At 71.1% G+C, this 19,412-nt stretch carries 16 protein-coding genes; 13 read left to right on the top strand and 3 right to left on the bottom strand.

What is annotated here, in order from left to right; all coding sequences use genetic code 11:
- Positions 1 to 73 precede the first annotated feature (73 nt).
- Complete coding sequence (locus ABZ906_RS36980) at positions 74 to 841, bottom strand: alpha/beta fold hydrolase (RefSeq protein WP_361390255.1); 768 nt, start codon at positions 839 to 841, stop codon at positions 74 to 76.
- Between the two features lie 313 nt (positions 842 to 1,154).
- Between ABZ906_RS36980 and ABZ906_RS36975 the strand changes: the two genes are divergently transcribed.
- The gene (locus tag ABZ906_RS36975; RefSeq protein ID WP_361390253.1) at positions 1,155 to 2,732 is read left to right on the top strand and encodes an acyl-CoA carboxylase subunit beta; all 1,578 of its coding nucleotides are present in this window, start codon (positions 1,155 to 1,157) and stop codon (positions 2,730 to 2,732) included.
- Positions 2,729 to 3,013, top strand: coding sequence for an acyl-CoA carboxylase subunit epsilon (locus ABZ906_RS36970; RefSeq protein ID WP_361390251.1), 285 nt, complete (start codon positions 2,729 to 2,731; stop codon positions 3,011 to 3,013). Before ABZ906_RS36975 ends, ABZ906_RS36970 begins: the two co-directional genes overlap by 4 nt.
- On the opposite strand, the gene ABZ906_RS36965 is transcribed toward ABZ906_RS36970, so the two are convergent.
- Positions 2,930 to 3,433: a hypothetical protein gene (locus ABZ906_RS36965; RefSeq protein ID WP_361390249.1), complete on the bottom strand. Its 504-nt coding sequence runs from the start codon at positions 3,431 to 3,433 to the stop codon at positions 2,930 to 2,932. The two genes, ABZ906_RS36970 and ABZ906_RS36965, sit on opposite strands and share 84 nt — an antisense overlap.
- A 205-nt stretch (positions 3,434 to 3,638) precedes the next feature.
- Between ABZ906_RS36965 and ABZ906_RS36960 the strand changes: the two genes are divergently transcribed.
- A complete protein-coding gene (locus tag ABZ906_RS36960) occupies positions 3,639 to 4,427 on the top strand; it encodes an alpha/beta hydrolase (protein WP_361197366.1) in 789 nt (262 codons plus the stop codon).
- 128 nt (positions 4,428 to 4,555) lie between these two features.
- Here ABZ906_RS36960 and ABZ906_RS36955 read toward each other — a convergent pair whose 3' ends face one another.
- Positions 4,556 to 5,341 (bottom strand): hypothetical protein, encoded by a 786-nt coding sequence (locus tag ABZ906_RS36955; RefSeq protein WP_361197363.1) that lies wholly within the window; start codon positions 5,339 to 5,341, stop codon positions 4,556 to 4,558.
- A gap of 377 nt (positions 5,342 to 5,718) precedes the next feature.
- Here ABZ906_RS36955 and ABZ906_RS36950 point away from each other — a divergent pair, with 377 nt between their 5' ends.
- From ABZ906_RS36950 to ABZ906_RS36905, 10 genes are all read left to right on the top strand, one after another.
- Positions 5,719 to 7,098, top strand: a complete 1,380-nt coding sequence (locus ABZ906_RS36950; protein ID WP_361390247.1) for an aminoacyl--tRNA ligase-related protein — start codon at positions 5,719 to 5,721, stop codon at positions 7,096 to 7,098.
- A 43-nt stretch (positions 7,099 to 7,141) separates the two neighbouring features.
- Positions 7,142 to 9,259 (top strand): AMP-binding protein, encoded by a 2,118-nt coding sequence (locus tag ABZ906_RS36945; protein ID WP_361390245.1) that lies wholly within the window; start codon positions 7,142 to 7,144, stop codon positions 9,257 to 9,259.
- Between the two features lie 88 nt (positions 9,260 to 9,347).
- Positions 9,348 to 10,019 (top strand): cupin domain-containing protein, encoded by a 672-nt coding sequence (locus tag ABZ906_RS36940; protein ID WP_361390243.1) that lies wholly within the window; start codon positions 9,348 to 9,350, stop codon positions 10,017 to 10,019.
- Positions 10,016 to 11,413 carry an aldehyde dehydrogenase family protein gene (locus ABZ906_RS36935; protein WP_361390241.1) on the top strand — a complete coding sequence of 466 codons (1,398 nt, stop codon included), beginning with the start codon at positions 10,016 to 10,018 and terminating at the stop codon, positions 11,411 to 11,413. The genes ABZ906_RS36940 and ABZ906_RS36935 overlap by 4 nt, the downstream gene beginning before the upstream one ends.
- 117 nt (positions 11,414 to 11,530) lie before the next feature.
- Positions 11,531 to 12,766, top strand: coding sequence for an ATP-grasp domain-containing protein (locus ABZ906_RS36930; protein WP_361390239.1), 1,236 nt, complete (start codon positions 11,531 to 11,533; stop codon positions 12,764 to 12,766).
- A complete protein-coding gene (locus ABZ906_RS36925; RefSeq protein ID WP_361390237.1) occupies positions 12,763 to 14,226 on the top strand; it encodes an MFS transporter in 1,464 nt (487 codons plus the stop codon). The genes ABZ906_RS36930 and ABZ906_RS36925 overlap by 4 nt, the downstream gene beginning before the upstream one ends.
- Positions 14,223 to 14,831, top strand: a complete 609-nt coding sequence (locus tag ABZ906_RS36920) for a PaaI family thioesterase (protein WP_361390235.1) — start codon at positions 14,223 to 14,225, stop codon at positions 14,829 to 14,831. The genes ABZ906_RS36925 and ABZ906_RS36920 overlap by 4 nt, the downstream gene beginning before the upstream one ends.
- Positions 14,832 to 15,030: 199 nt before the next feature.
- Positions 15,031 to 16,272: an MFS transporter gene (locus tag ABZ906_RS36915; RefSeq protein WP_361197338.1), complete on the top strand. Its 1,242-nt coding sequence runs from the start codon at positions 15,031 to 15,033 to the stop codon at positions 16,270 to 16,272.
- Between the two features lie 146 nt (positions 16,273 to 16,418).
- Positions 16,419 to 18,317: a 2-oxoacid:acceptor oxidoreductase subunit alpha gene (locus ABZ906_RS36910; protein WP_361390233.1), complete on the top strand. Its 1,899-nt coding sequence runs from the start codon at positions 16,419 to 16,421 to the stop codon at positions 18,315 to 18,317.
- On the top strand, positions 18,310 to 19,371 hold the full coding sequence (locus tag ABZ906_RS36905) for a 2-oxoacid:ferredoxin oxidoreductase subunit beta (protein WP_361196180.1): 1,062 nt from the start codon (positions 18,310 to 18,312) through the stop codon (positions 19,369 to 19,371). The genes ABZ906_RS36910 and ABZ906_RS36905 overlap by 8 nt, the downstream gene beginning before the upstream one ends.
- Positions 19,372 to 19,412 lie beyond the last annotated feature (41 nt).

Here is a 19,412-nt window from a genome sequence, read left to right as displayed (position 1 = left end):
CTCCCGGTGGTGTCCGGCCCGACGCGAGTCGGCCGGACACCACCGGGAGGCCCTGTTGTTGTCCCGAAGCCCCTCAGGCAGCGGCAGCGGCGGCCCCGGCGAGCAGTCCCTCGGTGATGGCCGCGGCGACCTCGCCGACGTGGTCGCCGATGTAGAAGTGACCGCCGGCGAACACCTTGAGGGCGAACTCGCCGCTGGTCTGCTCCCGCCAGGTGCCCGCCTCCGAGACCGTCACCATCGGGTCGCTGTCGCCGACCAGGACGGTCAGCGGAGTGGCGAGCGGCTCTCCGCCGCCCCAGCGGTAGGTGGCCAGGGCCCGGTAGTCGGCCCGCAGCGCCGGCAGCACGATCTCCAGGATGTCCGGGTCGTCGAGCATGCTCTGATCGGTACCGCCCAGCTTGCGCACCTCGGCCAGCACGTCGGCGTCCTCCTCGGGAAGCCCGCGTGCCCTGTTCAGTGGGTCGGGCGCGCCCCTGCCGGAGAGGAAGAGCCGCTGGGGGGAGGGCAGTCCGCGCCGGTCGAGCAGCCGGGCCGTCTCGAACGCCACCAGCGCGCCCATGCTGTGGCCGAACAGGGCGTACGGCCGTCCGGGGTCGGCGGCCAGATCGTGGGCCAGCTCGTCCGCCACGGCCTCGACGAGCGGGGCGATGGCGGTGAACGGCGCGTCGCCGTACCGGTCCTGGCGCCCCGGGTACTGCACGGACACCACGTCGAAGTCGGCGGGCAGCGTACGCGCCAGGTCCACGTACGCCGTCGCGGAACCCCCCGCGTGCGGGAAGCACACGAGCCGCGTCCCGCGCCCCGCGGTCTTGGTGAAGCGTCGGAACCACGTGCTGTTCATGGTGGGTGTGTCCCTTCGTCTGTGCCGGTCATGGCGGTCATGCCGGTCAACCGCTCGCACCGCACCGGCGGCGGGCATGAGGAAGGCCCGCCGGTGCCCTCGGGGGATGTGGGGCGCCGGCGGGCGGTTCGGTGCTCCGCGCGGGCTTGTGGCACGCACGGGAGCTCACGACCCGAGGATCCCGCCGCGGGCTCGACGGATGCTCGCGCGCCGGTCGAGCGCGGGCCCGTCGTCATCCGGTGCTCTAACCGGCTTCGAGTGGCACGGCAGAAGCTGGGGGGTGGGTCATCACGATGGCTGGAAGGGGAAGCTCATGACGGCTCTGGACGACAGGCCGGTCGGGCAGCAGCGCGGCACGGTGGCCGAGCTCGAGGCCGTACGTGAGGCCGCGCGCCGGGGGCCCGGCGACAAGGCCACCGAGGCGCAGCACGCCAAGGGCAAGCTCACGGCCAGGGAGCGGCTGCGGCTCCTCTTCGACGACGGCAGGTTCACCGAGGTCGAAGGGTTGCGCAGACACCGGGCGAGCGGCTTCGGCCTGGAGGACAAGCGCCCCTACACCGACGGTGTGATCACCGGCTGGGGCCGGGTGTTCGGACGTACCGTCTTCGCGTACGCCCACGACTTCAGGATCTTCGGCGGCTCCCTCGGCGAGGCGCACGCCGAGAAGATCCACAAGATCATGGACATGGCCGCCACGGCGGGCGCCCCGATCGTCGGCCTGTGCGACGGAGCCGGGGCGCGCATCCAGGAAGGGGTGACCGCGCTCGCCGGATACGGCGGGATCTTCCAGCGCAACGTCCGCAACTCCGGGGTCATCCCGCAGATCAGCGTGATGATGGGACCGTGCGCGGGCGGGGCGGCCTACTCCCCGGCGCTGACCGACTTCGTGTTCATGGTGCGCGGCACCTCGCAGATGTTCATCACCGGCCCCGACGTCGTACAGGCCGTCACCGGTGAGCAGATCAGCCAGAACGACCTGGGCGGCGCCGACACCCACGCCACGGTCTCCGGGGTGGCGGGATTCGTGTACGACGACGAGGCGAGCTGCCTCGCCGATGTCCGCTACCTGCTGTCCTTCCTGCCCTCCGACAACCGTGAGCAGCCGCCGGCGGAACCCAGTGCGGACCGGCCCGACCGGCTGACGCCCGCCATGCTCGACCTGGTGCCGTCCGACGCCAAGCAGTCGTACGACATACGGAAGGTCATCGGGGAGTTCGTCGACGCGGGCGACTTCTTCGAGGTGCACGAGTTCTGGGCGCCCAACGTGGTGTGCGCCCTGGCCCGGATGGACGGCCATGTCGTCGGCGTCGTCGCCAACCAGCCCGCCTCGCTCGCCGGGGTCCTCGACATCAAGGGCAGCGAGAAGGCGGCCCGTTTCGTGCAGATGTGCGACTCGTTCAACATTCCGCTCGTGACGCTGGTGGATGTGCCGGGCTTCCTGCCCGGCGTCGACCAGGAGCACGGCGGCATCATCCGGCACGGCGCCAAGCTCCTTTACGCGTACTGCAACGCGACGGTCCCCCGCATCCAGCTGATCCTGCGCAAGGCCTACGGCGGCGCGTACATCGTCATGGACTCGCGCTCCATCGGCTCGGACCTCTCGCTGGCCTGGCCCGGCAACGAGATCGCGGTGATGGGGGCCGAGGGAGCCGCCAACGTCATCTTCCGGCGCGAGATCGCGGCCTCCGAGGACCCCGAATTCACGCGCACACAGCACATCAAGGAGTACGAGGACCAGCTCATGCACCCGTACTACGCCGCCGAACGCGGCCTGGTGGACGATGTCATCGACCCCGCGGAGACCCGCGTACGGCTGATCGACGCCCTCTCCGTGCTGCGCGCCAAGTACGTGGCACGACCCGCCCGCAAGCACGGGAACCAGCCCCAGTGAGCGCGGGGGAGGAGCGGCCGCGCCGGACCGCCGCGGACACGTCGGGACCGCTGCTCGTCGTCACGGCGGGCAACCCGACGTCGGAGGAGCTGGCCGCCGTCACCGTGGCCCTGCTCGACCTCGCCCGGGTCCGGCCCGCCGAGCCCGTCGCACCGCCGTCCCAAGCCGCCTGGCACCGCGGCCCGGTGGGTGGCGGGTCAGGCGGCGGGGCAGAGCCGCGCGGGGTCGGCCGGGGCCGTGTGCACGGGACGCACGGCGGTCGTCGTGGCCGTGGCCTGTGAGTGGTTGCGGGCGAAGACGACCAGGCGCAGGACGGCGAAGCGAGCGACTCCGGCGAGTGCGGATGCGGAGAGGTAGACGACCTGCTCCAGGACCGCGCCGGGCGTGGCCACCAGCTGCTGCAGGAGCAGCATCGCCAGGCAGGTCACGGTGTAGGCGGCGGCCGCCGATCCGGCGGACTGCGCGTGCTGGCGCCGGGTCGCGTGCCGGCCCGCGCCAAAGGTGAAGCGGGCGTGGAGTTCAGTGGCGAGAAGTGTGGAGGCCGCGGTGACGAAGGCGTTGGCGAGGCTCCAGGGGATACATGAGGCGAGGGCCGCCACCGCGAAGCTGGAGGCGATCCCGACTCCGCCGCCGCAGAGCGTGAAACGGGCGAAGGCGGAGCAGGCGCCGGGCGCCGCCTGTCGGCTGTGCGCTGCTTCCATGACTCCACCCCTTTTGACCGCTCGAATGTTTCTGATGAAGAAAACGCTACGTTGCATTTACTGATCAGGCAATCGAGTCGTTGCGCAACAACAGCATTAATGCAGGTAGTGGCGGTAAAATCGTTGCAACTGGCTAAATATTAATGCAACGATTTCTCTAGGTTCGTTGCAATGAATTAGAGAAGAAAGCTATGGGGAGCGCACCATGCCGTACGTCGATGCCAACGGGATCCGTCTCTACGTCGAGGACCGCGGCCAGGGCCCCGCGCTGGTGCTGCTGCACGGCACCGGCACCAGCGGCCGGGTCTGGGACGCACAGCTCGCGGACCTGTCGAGGGACCACCGGATCGTCGCCGTCGACTCGCGCGGCTGCGGTCGCTCGGACCGGCCCGTCGTGGGTAACACCATCGCGGGCAACACCGCGGACGTCCTCGCCGTGATCGACGCGCTGGACCTGGACCGGCCCGTCGTGGTGGGCAGTTCGGTCGGCGCGGTGTTCGCGATCGAGGCGGCGCTCGCCGCGCCGGGCCGCATCGGCGGGATCATCTCGATCGACGGCCCCGGCTACTGGCCGGCCGTCGCGCTGGGCGACAAGCTCGTGGAGGTCGCCGCCGCCACCGACCGGGCCGCGCAGTTCGCCGAGTGGGTGCCCACGTGGTACAGCCCGGCGGCGTCCCCGGAGCTCGTCGCCTCGACGCTGCGGCAGATTCTGGAGTCCAGCGAGCACGTCGACGAACTGTTCGCCGACGGCGCCTCGTACGACCCGCGCGAGCGGATCCGTGAACTCGATGTTCCGGTGCTGTTCCTGCACGGCGCCCTGGACGCCTCGATCCCCTGCGAGGTGTCGCGGGTCCTGGCCGGTCTCGCCCCGCAGGGCACCTTCCGGCTCATCGAGGGCGCGGGCCACATGCCGCACCAGGAGCGGCCCGAAGCGGTGAACGAGGCGGTACGGGAGGCCGTGTCGCGGCTGGCCGCACCTCAGCTTGTCGTGTGATCCGGTACGGGCCGCTCCTGGTGAGGAGCGGCCCGGTCACGGTGTCTTCGGTGCTGAGCAGGTGTCTTCGGTACTGCGCGGGCTTCTTCGGTACTGCGCAGGTGAACTGAGCGGTCACGGACCGCCGTTCAGGCCGTCGGCTCCCCGCCGAGCGCCCGGCGCACGATCGCGCTGATGTCCTGACCCTCCATGAGCCCGGCGAGCTCGGTGCGCAGCCACGCCACCTTCTCGTCGGCGACCGCCGGGTGGATGCCCGGCACCGGCTTCTCCGCGGCCGCCTGGAGGAAGGCGGCGATGGCGTGCTCGGCGACCTTGCGCTTGTCGGTCTCCTGGACGGTGAGGACCAGCTGAAGCGAGTCCTCCTCGCCGACGACCGAGGGGCAGGCGTGGCTCGGCGGCAGATAGACGGCGCTCGTACGGTGCAGCGTGATGGTCACCGGCACCCGCCCGTAGGCAAGGTCCCAGCTGCTGCTTCCGTCCAGCTGGAGCACGAACGTGTGGTCGCCCGCGGCGGCCGGACGCGGAGCGAGGGTGCCCGCGGGGCTCAGCACCAGGGCTGCCTGGGCGTCGGCGGCGCCGAGGTCCTCGCACAGCGCGGTGAGGAGGTCCGCGATGCCGGGAAGCCACTCGCCGGGACCGTCGAAGCGGACGCTCTCGCCGCCCGCGAAACGCTCCTGAGCGGCCGGGTCGCGCTTCCAGAGATCGGCCTGTGTGGCCGTGTCGGGAAGCGCGCGGCAGTGGAAGGACGCGGGCCTGATGCCCCACACCTCGCCGAAGAAGGAGTCGGTGTCCCCGACGATGCCGGCGAGCCGGATCGGCAGATTGCGCACACCAGTACCCGTGGTGGTGGCTCCCGAAGGGGCGGTTGCCGGCAAGCGGGCGCCTTGGGAGGTGGGATCGAGCGCGACGGTCATGGCTGCGTACCTTCCTGCTCCGCACAGTGACGGGCACCCACGTTATGAGTGCCGCGGCGGCGGGGGCAATCGCAAGGGGCGGCCCCTCAAGGGGAATTCCAGCGCTTCTGGATCGGGCAGGGGCTGCTAATTCATATACCACTGGCCATAGGTGAACTCCCCTGCCGAAAAATAATCCGGCGCCCCGCGAAGATCACCATCATCGCAGCTCAAGGCGGTGCGCACCGCTCCCGAAGCCGTCTGCCCCAATCCGCTGGAATCCCACTTGAGTTCGGCTGCACAGCTGGCAGCAATTCGTTGACGCACTTCGAAGGCCCTCCTAGTTTCTCGTCCCGTCACGGCGAACTCTCGCAGCGATGGACCCCGGAGGGAGATTCATGGGCCAGGTAGTGGACGTCCAGATACTCGACGGCTCAGGAAACGTCCTCTGGCGGGGATCGGAGGCCGACTACCCCGCCGCCCTCGGTGCCATCGACCCCGACAACTCGGCGCTGCGCATGCTCGCCGAGGGGGACCCCGAGCACCGCTGCGCACGCGACGACGTCATGCGCACCGCCGAGACCCTGCAACTCGTCAGCCGCCGCGGCACACCGCGCGGCTTCCTCACGACCCTGCCGCGCGGCGCGGTCCTCGAAGCGGGCGTCGAGGCCTTCAACGCACAGCACCTCGCGGGTCTTGAGATCAACACCGTGCACTTTCCGCTGGTGTTCGACGGCTCCTCCGAGCCGATGCGCGAACTGACCAGCCAGTACGCCGAGCAGTCCCGGATGTTCGAGCTCGCGGAGGGCGACGGCAAGCTCAAGCTCGCCTACGCGGCCGACCCCAACCTCTTCGCCTGGCTCAAGGACTCCGTGCTTCAGCGCGCCAGGCTGCCGTACGCGATGTACAGCCCGCAGCCGGTGTTCCGCCGCTTCAAGTCCGGCGAGACCAACATCCAGCGCCGCCGCCAGTTCAACGTGCCCGACGTGCACATCTGGTGCCACCCCGACGATGTCGCCGAGCGCTATCTGCACGCGCTCCAGCAGGCCGCGGACGCCACCGCCTACTGGTTCCAGCACGACTACGTCCACGTCCTGGACTCCGTCGCGGGCACCAGCCACGACACCGACGACTTCCACCGGCAGTGCGCCAAGGCCGCGGGCGGCATCACCGTCGTACGCCGCCTCGCCGCGCACCCCAAGTACTACGCGCAGAAGACCGGCATCCTCGTCTCGTCGGGCTACGACCTCGTGATGCTCCAGAACCTCCAGCTCGACGAGGTCAACGCGCCCCGCTTCAACATCCGCACGGACACCGGGGAACACCCCAGCCTCATCCACGCCTGCGTCGCCATGGGCGGCTCACGCCTTCTTCCGCTGGTCATCGGCCGCGGCCTGGCCGGCCTCGGACCGCAGGTCATCCCCGCGGAACTGGCCTGGAACCAGGTGGTGTTCCTGCCCCTTGCCGAGAAGCACGTGGGCCGCGCCTACGAGCTGGCGGGGCCGCTGTGGATCGACGGCGTACGCACCGCGGTCGACCTGGAGTTCAAGCGTCCGATCGGCGCCCGCATCGGCCGCCTGAGGCGCGAATGGCAGCCGCTGTACTGCGTGGTCGGCGACCGCGAACTGAACGAGCAGCCGCGCTTCCAGGCGGGCAGCGGACCCGGCATCACCCAGGACTACCAGGAGTTCCTCGCCGAGCAGCTGCCCGGCTGGCTGCGCTGCCGCCCCTCCACGCCGGTCGGCGCCGCGCCCCTGCCGTTCGCCAACGCCTCCTGAGCAGGCACCGGCCCGTGACCAGCCCCGCGGAAGGTACCTCTCCATGACCGACTGGCCCCACCTCCTTGCCGGACTCCCCGCGGGCGCCCGGGTAGTGGTCCGATGTCCCAGCGGTCAGCGCCTCGCCGATGTGCTGACCACCTGCTTCGAACGGCACCTGGTGTGCGTGCCGCTCTCACCGCGCGCCACCGACGCGGAACTCGCCGAGCTCGCCACCAGGGTCGCCGCCTCCGCCGTCCTCGACGGGCCCACCGCACAGGCCCGCGCCCTGCCCGGAGACCCCGGCCACCCGGAGGCCGAAGGCCTGGCGTACATCATGTTCACCTCGGGCTCCACCGGCCGCCCCAAGGGCGTCAAGATCGGCCGGGACGCCCTGCTCGGCAACGCCCTCAAGACCGCCGAGCTGCACCGCTTCGGCCCCGACCGGCCGCACGGCACCTGCCTGCCGCTGTTCCACTGCAACGCCATCGTCATGTCGCTGACCGGCGCCCACGCCACCGGAACGCCGCTGGTGCTCTCCCACCCGTTCGACGCGTTCCGCTACTTCAAGGAACTCGACGCCGCGGGCGCCCGCACCGCCTCCATCGCCCCCGCACTGCTTCACGACCTCGTCGAGGCGAACCCGCCCTGGCCCGACGGCCTCGACTACCTCATCACCGCCGCCGCCCCGCTCACCGGCGACCTGGCCCGCCGCTTCCACGACCGGTACGGGCCGCGCCTGCGCCAGGGCTACGGCCTGACCGAAGCCGTCAACTTCAGCTTCGTCATGCCGAGCCTGGACAGCGCGGACTTCCGCGAGCAGTACGTCGACCACCGGCCGCCCGTCGGACTGCCGCTGCCCGGCACCGAACTGCGCCTGGAGGACGGCGAGGTGTGGCTGCGCACCCCCGACCGCATGGACGGCTACTGGGCCGACCCCGACGCCACCGCCCGCGCGCTCACCGACGACGGCTGGCTGCGCACCGGCGACATGGGCGAACTGCGCGACGGCTTCCTGGTCCTGAACGGCCGCCGCGACGACCGGGTCAACCGGGGCGGCGAGAAGTACCACCCCGTCGAGATCGAACAGCGCTGGCGCGCACGCGGCCTCGACACACCTTTCGCCGCCGTCGCCGTCACCGAACCCGCCCTCGGACAGGACTTCGGCCTGGTCGCCGAGGGCGCCGACGCCGCACGCCTCCGCGCGGTCTACGACGGTGGCTTCCCGCGCCCCCTCGCGGTCGACGGCGGGGGATTCGCGACCACCGAGACCGGCAAGCCGCGCCGCTCGCTGATGGGCCGCCGCCTGGCCGCCCTGCGCGACAGCGGCCCCCGCTACGAAGACCTCGTCGGATACGCCGTCACCGCGGCCCGCGCCCTCGTCGACAGCCCGCACCGCCCGGCCACCGCTCAGGCAGGCCACGTCCGTCAGCAGGCCCTCGCCCTCGTCGCGGCCTTCCCCGACGCGGCGCCGGTGGCGGGCACACCCCGCAGCGCGGCGCACGACTCCCTGGACGCCCTCGTCTCCGGCTGGCCCGAGTTCGCCGCGGGCACGGCCACCGGCGAGGAGCTGATGCAGCGCCACCGCGGCCTGTGGCGAAGGCTCATGACCGAGTGGCCGATGGGCAGCTACCCCGACCTCGCGTCCCGCACCCTGGAGGCCGCCGGGCTGCTCGCCGGGCGCGTCCTCGAAGTCGGCTCCGGCGTGGGCAACACCACCGAGCGGATCGCCCACCGCGTCGACGGCGAGTTCGTCTGGTCCGACCGGCTGCCCGAACTCGTCGCACGCGGCCGCTGGCCCGGCACCGGCGCCGTCCTCGACCTCGACCGCGAACCCCCGGCGGGCCTCGGCACGTTCGACACGATCGTGGCCACCAACGTCGTGCACTGCGTCGCCGACAAACCGGCCACCCTGCGCCGGCTGCACGACCTGCTCGTCCCCGGCGGACGGCTCGTGCTCGCCGAGGGATCGAGCCCCACCACCGGCGAAGGCGCCCCCTGGGCACTGGACTTCCTCTTCGGCCTCTTCGACGGCTGGTGGGACCGCGGCGGCTTCCGCACCCGCTGGGAGTGGCTCGCGCTCATGGAGTCCGCCGGGCTCCACCGGCCCGGCTTCTCCGCCCTGCGCGCCGGACCGTACGACCTGGGCGGCGTCGTGTGGGCGTCCCGCCCCGCCCGCTGAGCCTTCCCCGTCGGCGCCCCGCGTCCCGCACCGGGCGTCTCCTCCGTACCCCGCATCCCTCTCCCCCCTCACACCTCAAGGAGCCGGCATGGCCACCGCCACCGAAACCGTCACCACCGAGACCCTCACCACCGAAACCGTCACCACCGAGACCACCGGCACCGATGTGCGGGCCACGACGACCACCGGCGAGGAGACGACCCGTATCGCCGCCCCCGGCCAGTCCACGCTGAACATCGTCGACTGGGCCATGAGCCAGGTCACCGAGGACGCCACCGACCTGCACATCGACCACGGCCTGCGCCCCGTGCACGTCCACGGCTCCGCCGCCACCGGTCAGGCCCTGGTCTCCAACGGAGCGGTCGGCGCCGACGTCATCCGGCTCCCGGCGGGCCACGGCTTCCTGCCGCACACCCACCCCGGCCACCACATCCTCATCGTCGTCGGCGGCGAGGGCACCATCACGTACGACGGCCGCGTCTACCCCACCCACGCCGGTCAGATCTACCTGGTCGAGGGCGAGGTGCCGCACGCCGTCGGCGCCATCACCGACCATGTGATCGTCGCCGTCGGCTCCCCGCACAAGCACATCGACGCCGAGGACCGCATGGCGCCCGTGCCCTACGAGGAGGTCGTCGCCCCCGACGGCGACCTGACCTGCCTCATCTGCGACATCAGCGCCATCGCCCCCAAGCGGCTGCACGACGAGAGCTGCCACCACTGCCCGTGCAAGGACTGCGCGGCACGGGAATCCCGATGACGGCCGCAACGATGACGGCCGCGCCGACCACCGCAGCGCCGACGACCGCCACGCCCATCCAGCTCATCGACCCGCGCACCGGACACGTACGCGGCGAGAGCCCCAACGGCCGCGAACACGACATCGCCCGGGCGGTGGACGCCGCCCGCAAGGCCACCGGCCGCTGGGCCGCGCACACGCCACGCGAACGGGCCTACCGCCTCGACCGGCTCGCCGACCTCATCGAGGAGAACGCCGACCAGTACACGGCCCGCGAACAGGCCGGGACCGGAAAGCCCCGCGCCGAAGTCATGCAGGAGATCGGCGAGGCCGCCGACCTGCTGCGCTTCTACGCCTGGGCGGCACGCACCGCCACCGCGCCCGCGGCCGGCGGGCTCAAGGCGGGCCACGAGAGCTGGGTGCGCTGGGAGCCGATCGGCGTCGTCGCCGCCGTCGTGCCGTGGAACTACCCGCTGATGATGGCCGCCTGGCGCTGCGCACCCGCGCTCGCCGCGGGCAACACCGTCCTCGTCAAGCCCGCCGAGTCGACGCCCGACTCGCTCGACCTGCTCGCCTCCCACGCCGCCGACGCGCTCGGCCCCGACGTCCTTGCCGTCGTCACGGGGGACCGGCACACCGGGCGTCTCCTCGTGGACAGCGACGTCGACATGATCGCCTTCACCGGCAGCAACGCCGCGGGCGCCGACGTCCAGACACGGGCCGGCATCCGCCGCGTCAGCCTCGAACTGGGCGGCAACAGCCCGGTCATCGTGCTGCCCGACGCGCCCGGACACACCTACGCCGACCTCGCCGCTGCCTGCACGTACAACGCGGGCCAGAGCTGCGCGGTGCCCGCCCGGGTGATCACCCTGGAGGAGAACTACCGCGACACGGTGCAGGCGCTCGGCGAGGCCATGTCCGAGCGACTCGCCGGACGCGACTTCGGGCCGCTCAACAACGCGGACCAGGCGGCGCGCTACGACCGCATCGTGGCCGCCGCCGGTGCGCACCGCGACGTGACCGCGCCGCTGGCCACCGGGCCCGGCGAGGAGAACGGCTACTGGCGCGGCGCCCGCGTCCTCGCCGACCTGCCCGACGACAGCCCCGCCCTCACCGAGGAGGTCTTCGGGCCGCTGCTCACCGTGCAGAGCGCCCGCGACATCGAACACGCCCTGGACATCGCGCACTCGGTGCCCCAGGCGCTCGCAGCCAGCGTCTGGACCAAGGACCTCGGGCACGCGCTCGACCTGGCGGGGCGGCTCGACGCCGGCGAGGCATGGGTCAACTGCCACCTGGTGCAGACCGCCGAACTCCCGCACGGCGGGCGCGGCGCCTCCGGCCAGGGCACCGACCTGAGCGTCCTCGCCCTGCACGAGTACCAGCGCCCCAAGACCGTCACGGTCCGCATCGGCTGACCGGCAACCGGGCCGCGCGCCCCGTACGGCCCGCCCTTCTTCGAAGCCCTGAAGCCGTGAAGCCCTGAAGCCCTGAAGATCCGAAGCTCCGAAGCCCGCCCCGACGAAGGACCCCCCATGAAGATCGCCATCGTAGACGGCTATTCGACCGCCCGTTTCCTGGTCGGGGAACTGACCGGGCGCGGCGCCGACTGCCTCCACCTGCGCAGCCAGGAACACCCGCCCGCGGTGTACGCCCGCGCCTTCGACGCCACCGCCTACCGGGAGGACTTCGGCTGGTTCGCCCGCTCGTCGCACGCGGCGGCCGCCCTCGCGGAGGCGGGCGTCGACCGTGTCGTGGCGGGCACCGAGTCCGGCGTCCTGCTCGCCGACGAGCTCAACCACCTGCTCGGCCTGCCCGGCAACGCACCCGAGACGGCCGAGGCGCGGCGCGACAAGGCCGCCATGGCCAAGGCGCTCAGGGCCGCCGGAATCACCGCCGTCGAGGACACCGAGGTCGCCACCGCCGAGGAGGGCCTCGCCTGGTTCCACGACCGCGGGGGCCGCCCGGTGGTCGTCAAGCCGCGTGCCAGCGCGGGCAGCGACAACGTCTGGGTCTGCCACACCGCGGAGCAGGTCACCGCCGCCTGCCGCAGGGTGCTCGCCGACACCGACTTCTTCGGCACGCCCAACCACACGGCGCTCGTCCAGGAGTACCTGGACGGCCCCGAGTACCACGCCGACTCCGCCTCGCTCGACGGCGAACACAAGATCGCCGAAGTGTGGCGCTCCACCCGGCTGCCGCAGGGCAACGGGGCGTTCGTCTACGACTACGAGGAGCCCCTCCAGGCCGACGACCCGGTCGCCGTCCAGATCTCCGCGTACGTCAAGGACGTCCTGACCGCCCTCGGCATCCGCAACGCGGCCGGACACAGCGAACTGCGCATCACCGAGCGCGGCCCGGTGCTCCTGGAGACCGGTGCGCGGCTCATCGGCGGCATCCTGCCGCACGTCGCCGAGGAGCAGTCGGGCGTCTCCCACGTCAGCCTGCTCACCGACACCCTCGTCGACCACGCCGCGTTCGCCGCGTTCGACGACACCACCGTGCGCTGGGCCAAGCCCACCCGGTGGGTGTCCCTCATCAGCGACCGCGCGGGCACGGCCACCACCGACACCTGGCGCGACACGCTGACCCAACTGCCCACCTTCCAGGGCCTGGTCAGCCGCATCGGACCCGGCAAGCCGGTGCCCGCCACGGTGGACCTGGCCTCGTCGCCCGGCTTCGTCTACCTCGTGGGCGACCACCACGACGACGTGCGGCGCGACTACGAGGCGCTGCGTGCCGCCGAGACGAAGGGCTTCTACCTGTCGTGAGCGCCGAATCCGCCTCCGCGAAGAACCCGAAGAAGAACGCGAAGGAGAACCCGAAGGAGAGCAAGAAGGAGAGCAAGAAGGAGAGCGAGAAGGAGGACGCCAAGCCCGACCCGTCCCTGGCCGGTCCGCTGCGCGTCTTCGTCCTCGTCTCCCTCCTCGACTCCCTGGGCACCGGCCTCTACCTGGCCGGCAGCGCCGTCTACTTCGTCCGCATGGTCGGCCTCTCCCCGGCCCAGCTCGGCCTCGGCATGACCATCGCCGGGTGCGCCGGGTTCCTCGCGACCGTCCCCGTCGGCCTGCTCGCCGACCGGCTCGGCGCCAAACGCGTCCTGACCGGGCTGCAACTCTGGCTCGCGGTCACCTTCACCGCGCTCGCTTTCGTCGACGGCCCGCTCGCCTTCGCCGTCGTCTGCTCGCTGATGGTCATGGCCGAGTGCTCCGCGCCCCCGATGATCCAGGCCGTCGTCGCCGACCTGATGCGGGGCAGCGGCCAGGTCAACGCGATGGCCCGCATCCGCACCGTGCGCAACATCGGTTACGCGGCGGGCTCGCTGCTCGCCGTACCGCTGATGGCCACCGACACCCGCTGGGCGTTCCAGGCGCTGCTCGTCGCCAACGCCGCGTCCTACGTCGTGGCGGCGCTCCTCCTGCGCGGGGTCAAGCTGCGGGCGACCGTACGGACGGCCGCGCGGCCCACCGGCGCCCGTCGCCGCCTGCGCCCGGAGCTGCCCAAGGGCCTAGGCGACCGCCGCTTCCTCGCGGTGACCGGGATCAACGGCGTCCTCGTACTGCACAGCACGGTGCTCAACGTCGGCCTGCCGCTGTGGATCGTCGAGAACACCGAGGCGCCGGTCGTGACGGTCCCGCTGCTCTTCGTCCTGAACAGCGCGCTGGTGATCGGTCTCCAGGTGCGGTTCAGCCGGGGCGCCGACACGCCCGGCCGCAGCCGCCGCGTCCTCTACTACGCGGGTGTCGCCCTGGCGGCCACCTGTGTGCTGTTCGCCCTCAGCTCGGAGCCCGGCCCTGTCGGTGCCGTGGTCCTCCTGACTCTCGCCGTGCTCGCCCTGACGGCGGGCGAACTGTGGCAGGCCATCGCGGGCTGGGCCCTGCCGGTCGACCACGCCCCCGAGGGGCGGCGCGCCGAGTACCTCTCGGTGTTCAACCTGGGCGTCACCGTGCAGGGCATCCTCGGCCCGCTCCTGGTCACGGCGCTGATCACACTGCGGGGCACGGGCTGGCTGCTGCTCGCCGGGGCGTTCGCGCTGTGCGCGGTGCTCGCCGGGCCGTTGGTCGCGGCACTGGAGCGGTCACGCAAGGCGTCGGAGGAGACGGCGACTTCCGACGGGGGCACGGTGTCCTTGCCCGAGGGCGGGGCGGCCTTGCCCGAGGGCGGGGCGCCCTTGCCCGAGAGCGCGGTGTCCTTGCCCGAAGGCGCGGTGGCCACCGGGGAGCCACGGTGACCGGCGCGCCCGCGGCCTCCGAGCGCACCACACCGCCCCCGCACGCCCGCGTCCCCGCCTCGCCCGTGACGGCGGGGCAGGCTCGCGTCAGGCTGCCCCACACCCCGGACCACGCGTCCTGCTTCGCCTGCGGACCCGGTGTTCCGTCCGGACTCGGCCTGCGCGTCACCGACACCGACGAGCAGGGCATCACCGCCCTCGTGACTCTCGACGACGTGCACCAGGGTGCGACCGGCATCGCCCACGGCGGCATCGTGGCCGCCGTACTCGACGAGGCCACGAGCCTCGCCGTGTGGCACGTACTGAACCGCCCTAACGTCACCGGCCGCCTGGAGATCCAGTTCCTCGCCCCGGTCCCGCTCGGCCGCCCGCTGCGACTGCGCGCCACGTGCACCGCCGTACACGGCAGGAAGGCCTACGCGACCGCCGAGCTGCACACGGACGGGCCGGACGGGCCGGACGGGCCCGGCGGGACGTTGGCGGCCACCGCCGCGGCCGTCTACATCGCCGTACGGCAGGACCACTTCGACCACCCCGACCGGCACACCGCAGGCACGGCGGAGCCCCGCGTCCCCACACCCGCCGGCACCGCGCCCTGCCCCTGAGACCCGAAGGCACCACTGCTCACGACCGACTGACCGACCGACCGCTCGCGCGACGGCCCTTCCCCGAGGACGGACGATGACCTCCACCCTGCCCAACCCACCAGTCACCGAGGCACCATCCGCGCCACCAGCTCAACCAGCCCCAACAGCCGTACCGGTTCAGACGTCCGCCGAACCCGCGCCCTCCTCCAGCAGACGCGTGGCGATCGCCGGGATGATCGGCTCCACCGTCGAGTGGTACGACTTCTACCTCTACGGCACCGCCACCGCGCTGGTCTTCAACGAGCTGTTCTTCTCCAGCCTCGACCCGGTGACCGGCGTCCTCGCCGCGTTCGGCACCTACACGGTCGGCTTCCTCGCCCGGCCGCTCGGCGCCGCCGTCGCCGGACACATCGGCGACCGCCTGGGACGCAAGCCCGTCCTGGTCGCCTCGCTGTTCGTGATGGGCCTGGCCAGCGCACTCGTGGGGCTCCTTCCCACCTACCGGCAGGCGGGGCTGATCTCGCCGCTCCTGCTCGTCCTGCTGCGCCTGGTGCAGGGCTTCGCGGTCGGCGCCGAACAGGGCGGCGCCGCGGTGCTCACCGTGGAGAGCGCGACAGCGAAACGGCGCGGCCTGTGGGGCAGCTTCGCCATGTCCGGGTCGTCACTCGGCCTGCTGCTCTCCTCCAGCGCCTTCGCCCTCACCCAGTGGCTCACGGACGACAAGGCGTTCCTCGCCTGGGGCTGGCGCGTGCTGTTCCTGTCCAGCGTCGTCCTGATCGTCGTGGGTCTCGTGCTGCGGTCGACGCTTCAGGAACCGAAGGTGTTCACCACCGTGCAGCCCGCCGAGAAGCCGCTGCGCGACATCGTGCGCCACCACCGCGCCCCGCTGTTCCAGGCCATCGGCATGCGCATCTCGCAGACCGGAGCCTCGTACTTCTACACGGTCTTCGTGCTGTTCTATCTGACCGAGCAGACAGGCCACCCCAAGAGCCTCGGCGTGACCGCCGTGACGGTCAGCGCGGCCGTCAGCATGCTCACGTCCCCGCTGTGGGGCGCGGCATCGGACCGCTTCGGACGGCGGCCCGTCTTCCTGTTCGGCGCGATCGGCAGCGCGCTGTACGTCGTGCCGTTCTTCCTCCTCGTCCAGAACGGCTCTGCCGCCGTCATCGTGCTGTCCGTCGTGATCGGCGTGAACGTCTTCCACGACGCCATGTTCGGCCCGCAGGCGGCCTGGTTCAGCGAACTCTTCCGCACCGACATGCGCATGAGCGGCGCCGCCCTCGGCTACCAGACGGGCGCGGTGCTCGGCGGCGGCCTGCTGCCCCTGGTGGCCACTTCCCTCTACCTCCTCGCCGCGGAGACACCGTGGCTGGTGTGCGGCTACTTCCTGCTCCTGTCCGCCCTGACCATCACGGCCGCACTGCGGGCACCGGAGACGCGCGGGCGTGAGCTGGGCTGAGTTTTCCCGCACTCCGTGGCGCCACGAGCACCGCTCGACCGGCGTTGCATAGCCTCTGAGCGGTGTACGACCCTGCACCGCTACGCGTGTCCGCCGACGTGGCTGCCTGCGCTCGCGGACCAGCAATGACAGGAGCAGACACACGCATGACCGTGCAAACAACTGCCGCAAGCGGGGCAGGGCCGCTAGACAAAGAGGTCCGCCGTCTGGATCGGGTGATCATTCGCTTTGCGGGTGACTCGGGTGACGGTATGCAGCTGACGGGTGACCGGTTTACTTCGGAGACGGCGTCGTTCGGGAACGATCTGTCGACGCTGCCGAATTTCCCGGCGGAGATCCGGGCGCCTGCCGGGACGCTGCCGGGTGTCTCGTCCTTCCAGCTGCATTTCGCCGACCATGACATTCTGACGCCGGGGGATGCGCCGAATGTGCTGGTGGCGATGAATCCGGCGGCGCTGAAGGCGAATATCGCCGATGTGCCGCGCGGTGCGGAGATCATCGTGAACACGGATGAGTTCTCCAAGCGGGCGATGGCGAAGGTCGGCTATGCGGCCTCGCCGCTGGAGGACGGTTCGCTGGACGGGTACAGCGTGCATCCGGTGCCGCTGACGACGCTGACGGTGGAGGCGCTGAAGGAGTTCGACCTCTCGCGCAAGGATGCGGGCCGGTCGAAGAACATGTTCGCCCTTGGGTTGCTGTCGTGGATGTATCACCGGCCGACCGAGGGGACGGAGAAGTTCCTGCGGTCGAAGTTCGCCAAGAAGCCGGAGATCGCGGCGGCGAACATCGCGGCGTTTCGGGCGGGCTGGAATTTCGGGGAGACGACGGAGGATTTCGCGGTCTCCTATGAGGTGGCGCCGGCGGCGCAGGCGTTTCCGGCGGGGACGTACCGCAATATCTCGGGGAATCTGGCGTTGTCGTACGGGTTGATCGCGGCGGGGCGGCAGGCGGATCTGCCGTTGTATCTGGGGTCGTATCCGATCACTCCGGCCTCCGACATCCTGCACGAGCTGTCGAGGCACAAGAATTTCGGGGTGCGGACCTTCCAGGCGGAGGACGAGATCGCGGGGATCGGGGCGGCCCTTGGCGCCGCGTTCGGCGGCAGTCTGGCGGTGACCACGACGTCGGGGCCGGGGGTGGCGCTGAAGTCGGAGACGATCGGCCTGGCGGTCTCGCTGGAGCTGCCGTTGCTGGTGGTGGACATCCAGCGGGGCGGGCCCTCGACGGGGCTGCCGACCAAGACCGAGCAGGCCGATCTGCTGCAGGCGATGTTCGGGCGTAATGGTGAGGCGCCGGTGCCGATCGTGGCGCCGCGGACGCCGGCGGACTGTTTCGACGCGGCGCTGGAGGCGGCGCGGATCGCGGTCACCTACCGCACCCCGGTCTTCCTCTTGAGTGACGGGTATCTGGCCAACGGATCCGAGCCGTGGCGGATCCCGGATCCCGAGGAACTGCCGGACCTGCGGGTGCAGTTCGCCTCGGGGACGAATCACACGGAGGCGGACGGCACGGAGGTGTTCTGGCCCTACAAGCGCGACCCGCAGACGCTGGCCCGCCCGTGGGCGATCCCGGGCACGCCGGGTCTTGAGCACCGGATCGGCGGGATCGAGAAGCAGGACGGCACCGGCAATATCTCCTACGACCCGGCCAACCACGACTTCATGGTCCGCACCCGCCAAGCCAAGATCGACGGAATTGCCGTACCTGACTTGGAAGTTGATGACCCTTCAGGCCGGGCGCGCACTCTCGTCCTTGGCTGGGGATCGACGTACGGGCCGATCACCGCGGCTGTACGCCGGCTGCGCAGCTCGGACGAGGCAATCGCTCAGGCGCATCTGCGCCACCTCAACCCCTTCCCGTCCAATCTGGGCGAGGTCCTGCACTCGTACGACAAGGTGGTGATCCCGGAGATGAACCTGGGCCAACTCGCCACCCTCATCAGGGCTAAATATCTCGTGGACGCGCACTCGTACAACCAGGTCAACGGAATGCCGTTCAAGGCGGAACAGCTGGCCACGGCTCTCAAGGAGGTCATCGATGACTGACTCCGGTAACGGGCTGCTGCAACTTGTGCCCAAGGCCGAGGCCAAGCAGTCCATGAAGGACTTCAAGTCGGACCAGGAGGTGCGGTGGTGCCCCGGCTGCGGGGACTACGCCGTCCTGGCCGCCGTACAGGGCTTCATGCCCGAACTCGGCCTGGCCAAAGAGAACATCGTCTTCGTCTCCGGCATCGGCTGCAGCTCCCGCTTCCCGTACTACATGAACACCTACGGGATGCACTCCATCCACGGCCGCGCCCCCGCCATCGCCACCGGACTCGCCTCATCCCGCCGCGACCTGTCCGTCTGGGTCGTCACCGGCGACGGCGACGCCCTGTCCATCGGCGGCAACCACCTCATCCACGCCCTGCGCCGCAACGTCAACCTCAAGATCCTCCTCTTCAACAACCGGATCTACGGCCTGACCAAGGGCCAGTACTCCCCCACCTCCGAGGTCGGCAAGATCACCAAGTCCACGCCGATGGGCTCCCTGGACGCACCCTTCAACCCCGTCTCCCTGGCCATCGGCGCCGAGGCCTCCTTCGTCGCCCGGACCGTGGACTCAGACCGCAAGCACCTCACCTCGGTCCTGCGCGAGGCCGCCGAACACCCCGGCACCGCCCTGGTCGAGATCTACCAGAACTGCAACATCTTCAACGACGGCGCCTTCGAGGTGCTGAAAGACAAGCAGCAGGCCGAGGAGGCGGTGATCCGCCTCGAACACGGGCAGCCCATCCGCTTCGGCCCCGACCAGTCCAAGGGCGTCGTCCGCGACCCGGCCACCGGCGACCTCGAAGTCGTCCCCGTCACCGCGGAGAACGAGCGCGACATCCTCGTCCACGACGCGCACTCCACCTCACCCACCACGGCGTTCGCCCTCTCCCGTCTCGCCGATCCGGACACCCTGCACCACACCCCGATCGGCGTCTTCCGCGACATCCAACGCCCGGTCTACGACACCCTCATGGCCGACCAACTCGACACCGCCATCGAACAGAAGGGCAAGGGCGACCTCACCGAACTCCTCACGGGCGGCGACACCTGGACCGTCGTCGGTTGACGTCGCCCAGCCCCCGTCGTACGGAATGGGAAGCGGGAAGC

The sequence above is a fragment of the Streptomyces sp. NPDC046925 genome (genome assembly GCF_040644915.1).
GTDB lineage: Bacteria > Actinomycetota > Actinomycetes > Streptomycetales > Streptomycetaceae > Streptomyces.
The sequence above is the reverse complement of the archived record's forward strand: the minus strand, read 5'-3'. Positions and strand labels throughout refer to the sequence as shown.

Bases quoted from the DNA above. Each gene is read 5' to 3' on its own strand.
- ABZ906_RS36905 (WP_361196180.1), top strand. From the start codon at position 18,310: ATGACTGACTCCGGTAACGGGCTGCTGCAACTTGTGCCCAAGGCCGAG.
- ABZ906_RS36910 (WP_361390233.1), top strand. From the start codon at position 16,419: ATGACCGTGCAAACAACTGCCGCAAGCGGGGCAGGGCCGCTAGACAAA.
- ABZ906_RS36955 (WP_361197363.1), bottom strand. From the start codon at position 5,341: ATGACCGTCGCGCTCGATCCCACCTCCCAAGGCGCCCGCTTGCCGGCA.
- ABZ906_RS36975 (WP_361390253.1), top strand. From the start codon at position 1,155: ATGACGGCTCTGGACGACAGGCCGGTCGGGCAGCAGCGCGGCACGGTG.
- ABZ906_RS36945 (WP_361390245.1), top strand. From the start codon at position 7,142: ATGACCGACTGGCCCCACCTCCTTGCCGGACTCCCCGCGGGCGCCCGG.
- ABZ906_RS36965 (WP_361390249.1), bottom strand. From the start codon at position 3,433: ATGGAAGCAGCGCACAGCCGACAGGCGGCGCCCGGCGCCTGCTCCGCC.
- ABZ906_RS36960 (WP_361197366.1), top strand. From the start codon at position 3,639: ATGCCGTACGTCGATGCCAACGGGATCCGTCTCTACGTCGAGGACCGC.
- ABZ906_RS36935 (WP_361390241.1), top strand. From the start codon at position 10,016: ATGACGGCCGCAACGATGACGGCCGCGCCGACCACCGCAGCGCCGACG.
- ABZ906_RS36980 (WP_361390255.1), bottom strand. From the start codon at position 841: ATGAACAGCACGTGGTTCCGACGCTTCACCAAGACCGCGGGGCGCGGG.
- ABZ906_RS36930 (WP_361390239.1), top strand. From the start codon at position 11,531: ATGAAGATCGCCATCGTAGACGGCTATTCGACCGCCCGTTTCCTGGTC.
- ABZ906_RS36950 (WP_361390247.1), top strand. From the start codon at position 5,719: ATGGGCCAGGTAGTGGACGTCCAGATACTCGACGGCTCAGGAAACGTC.
- ABZ906_RS36940 (WP_361390243.1), top strand. From the start codon at position 9,348: ATGGCCACCGCCACCGAAACCGTCACCACCGAGACCCTCACCACCGAA.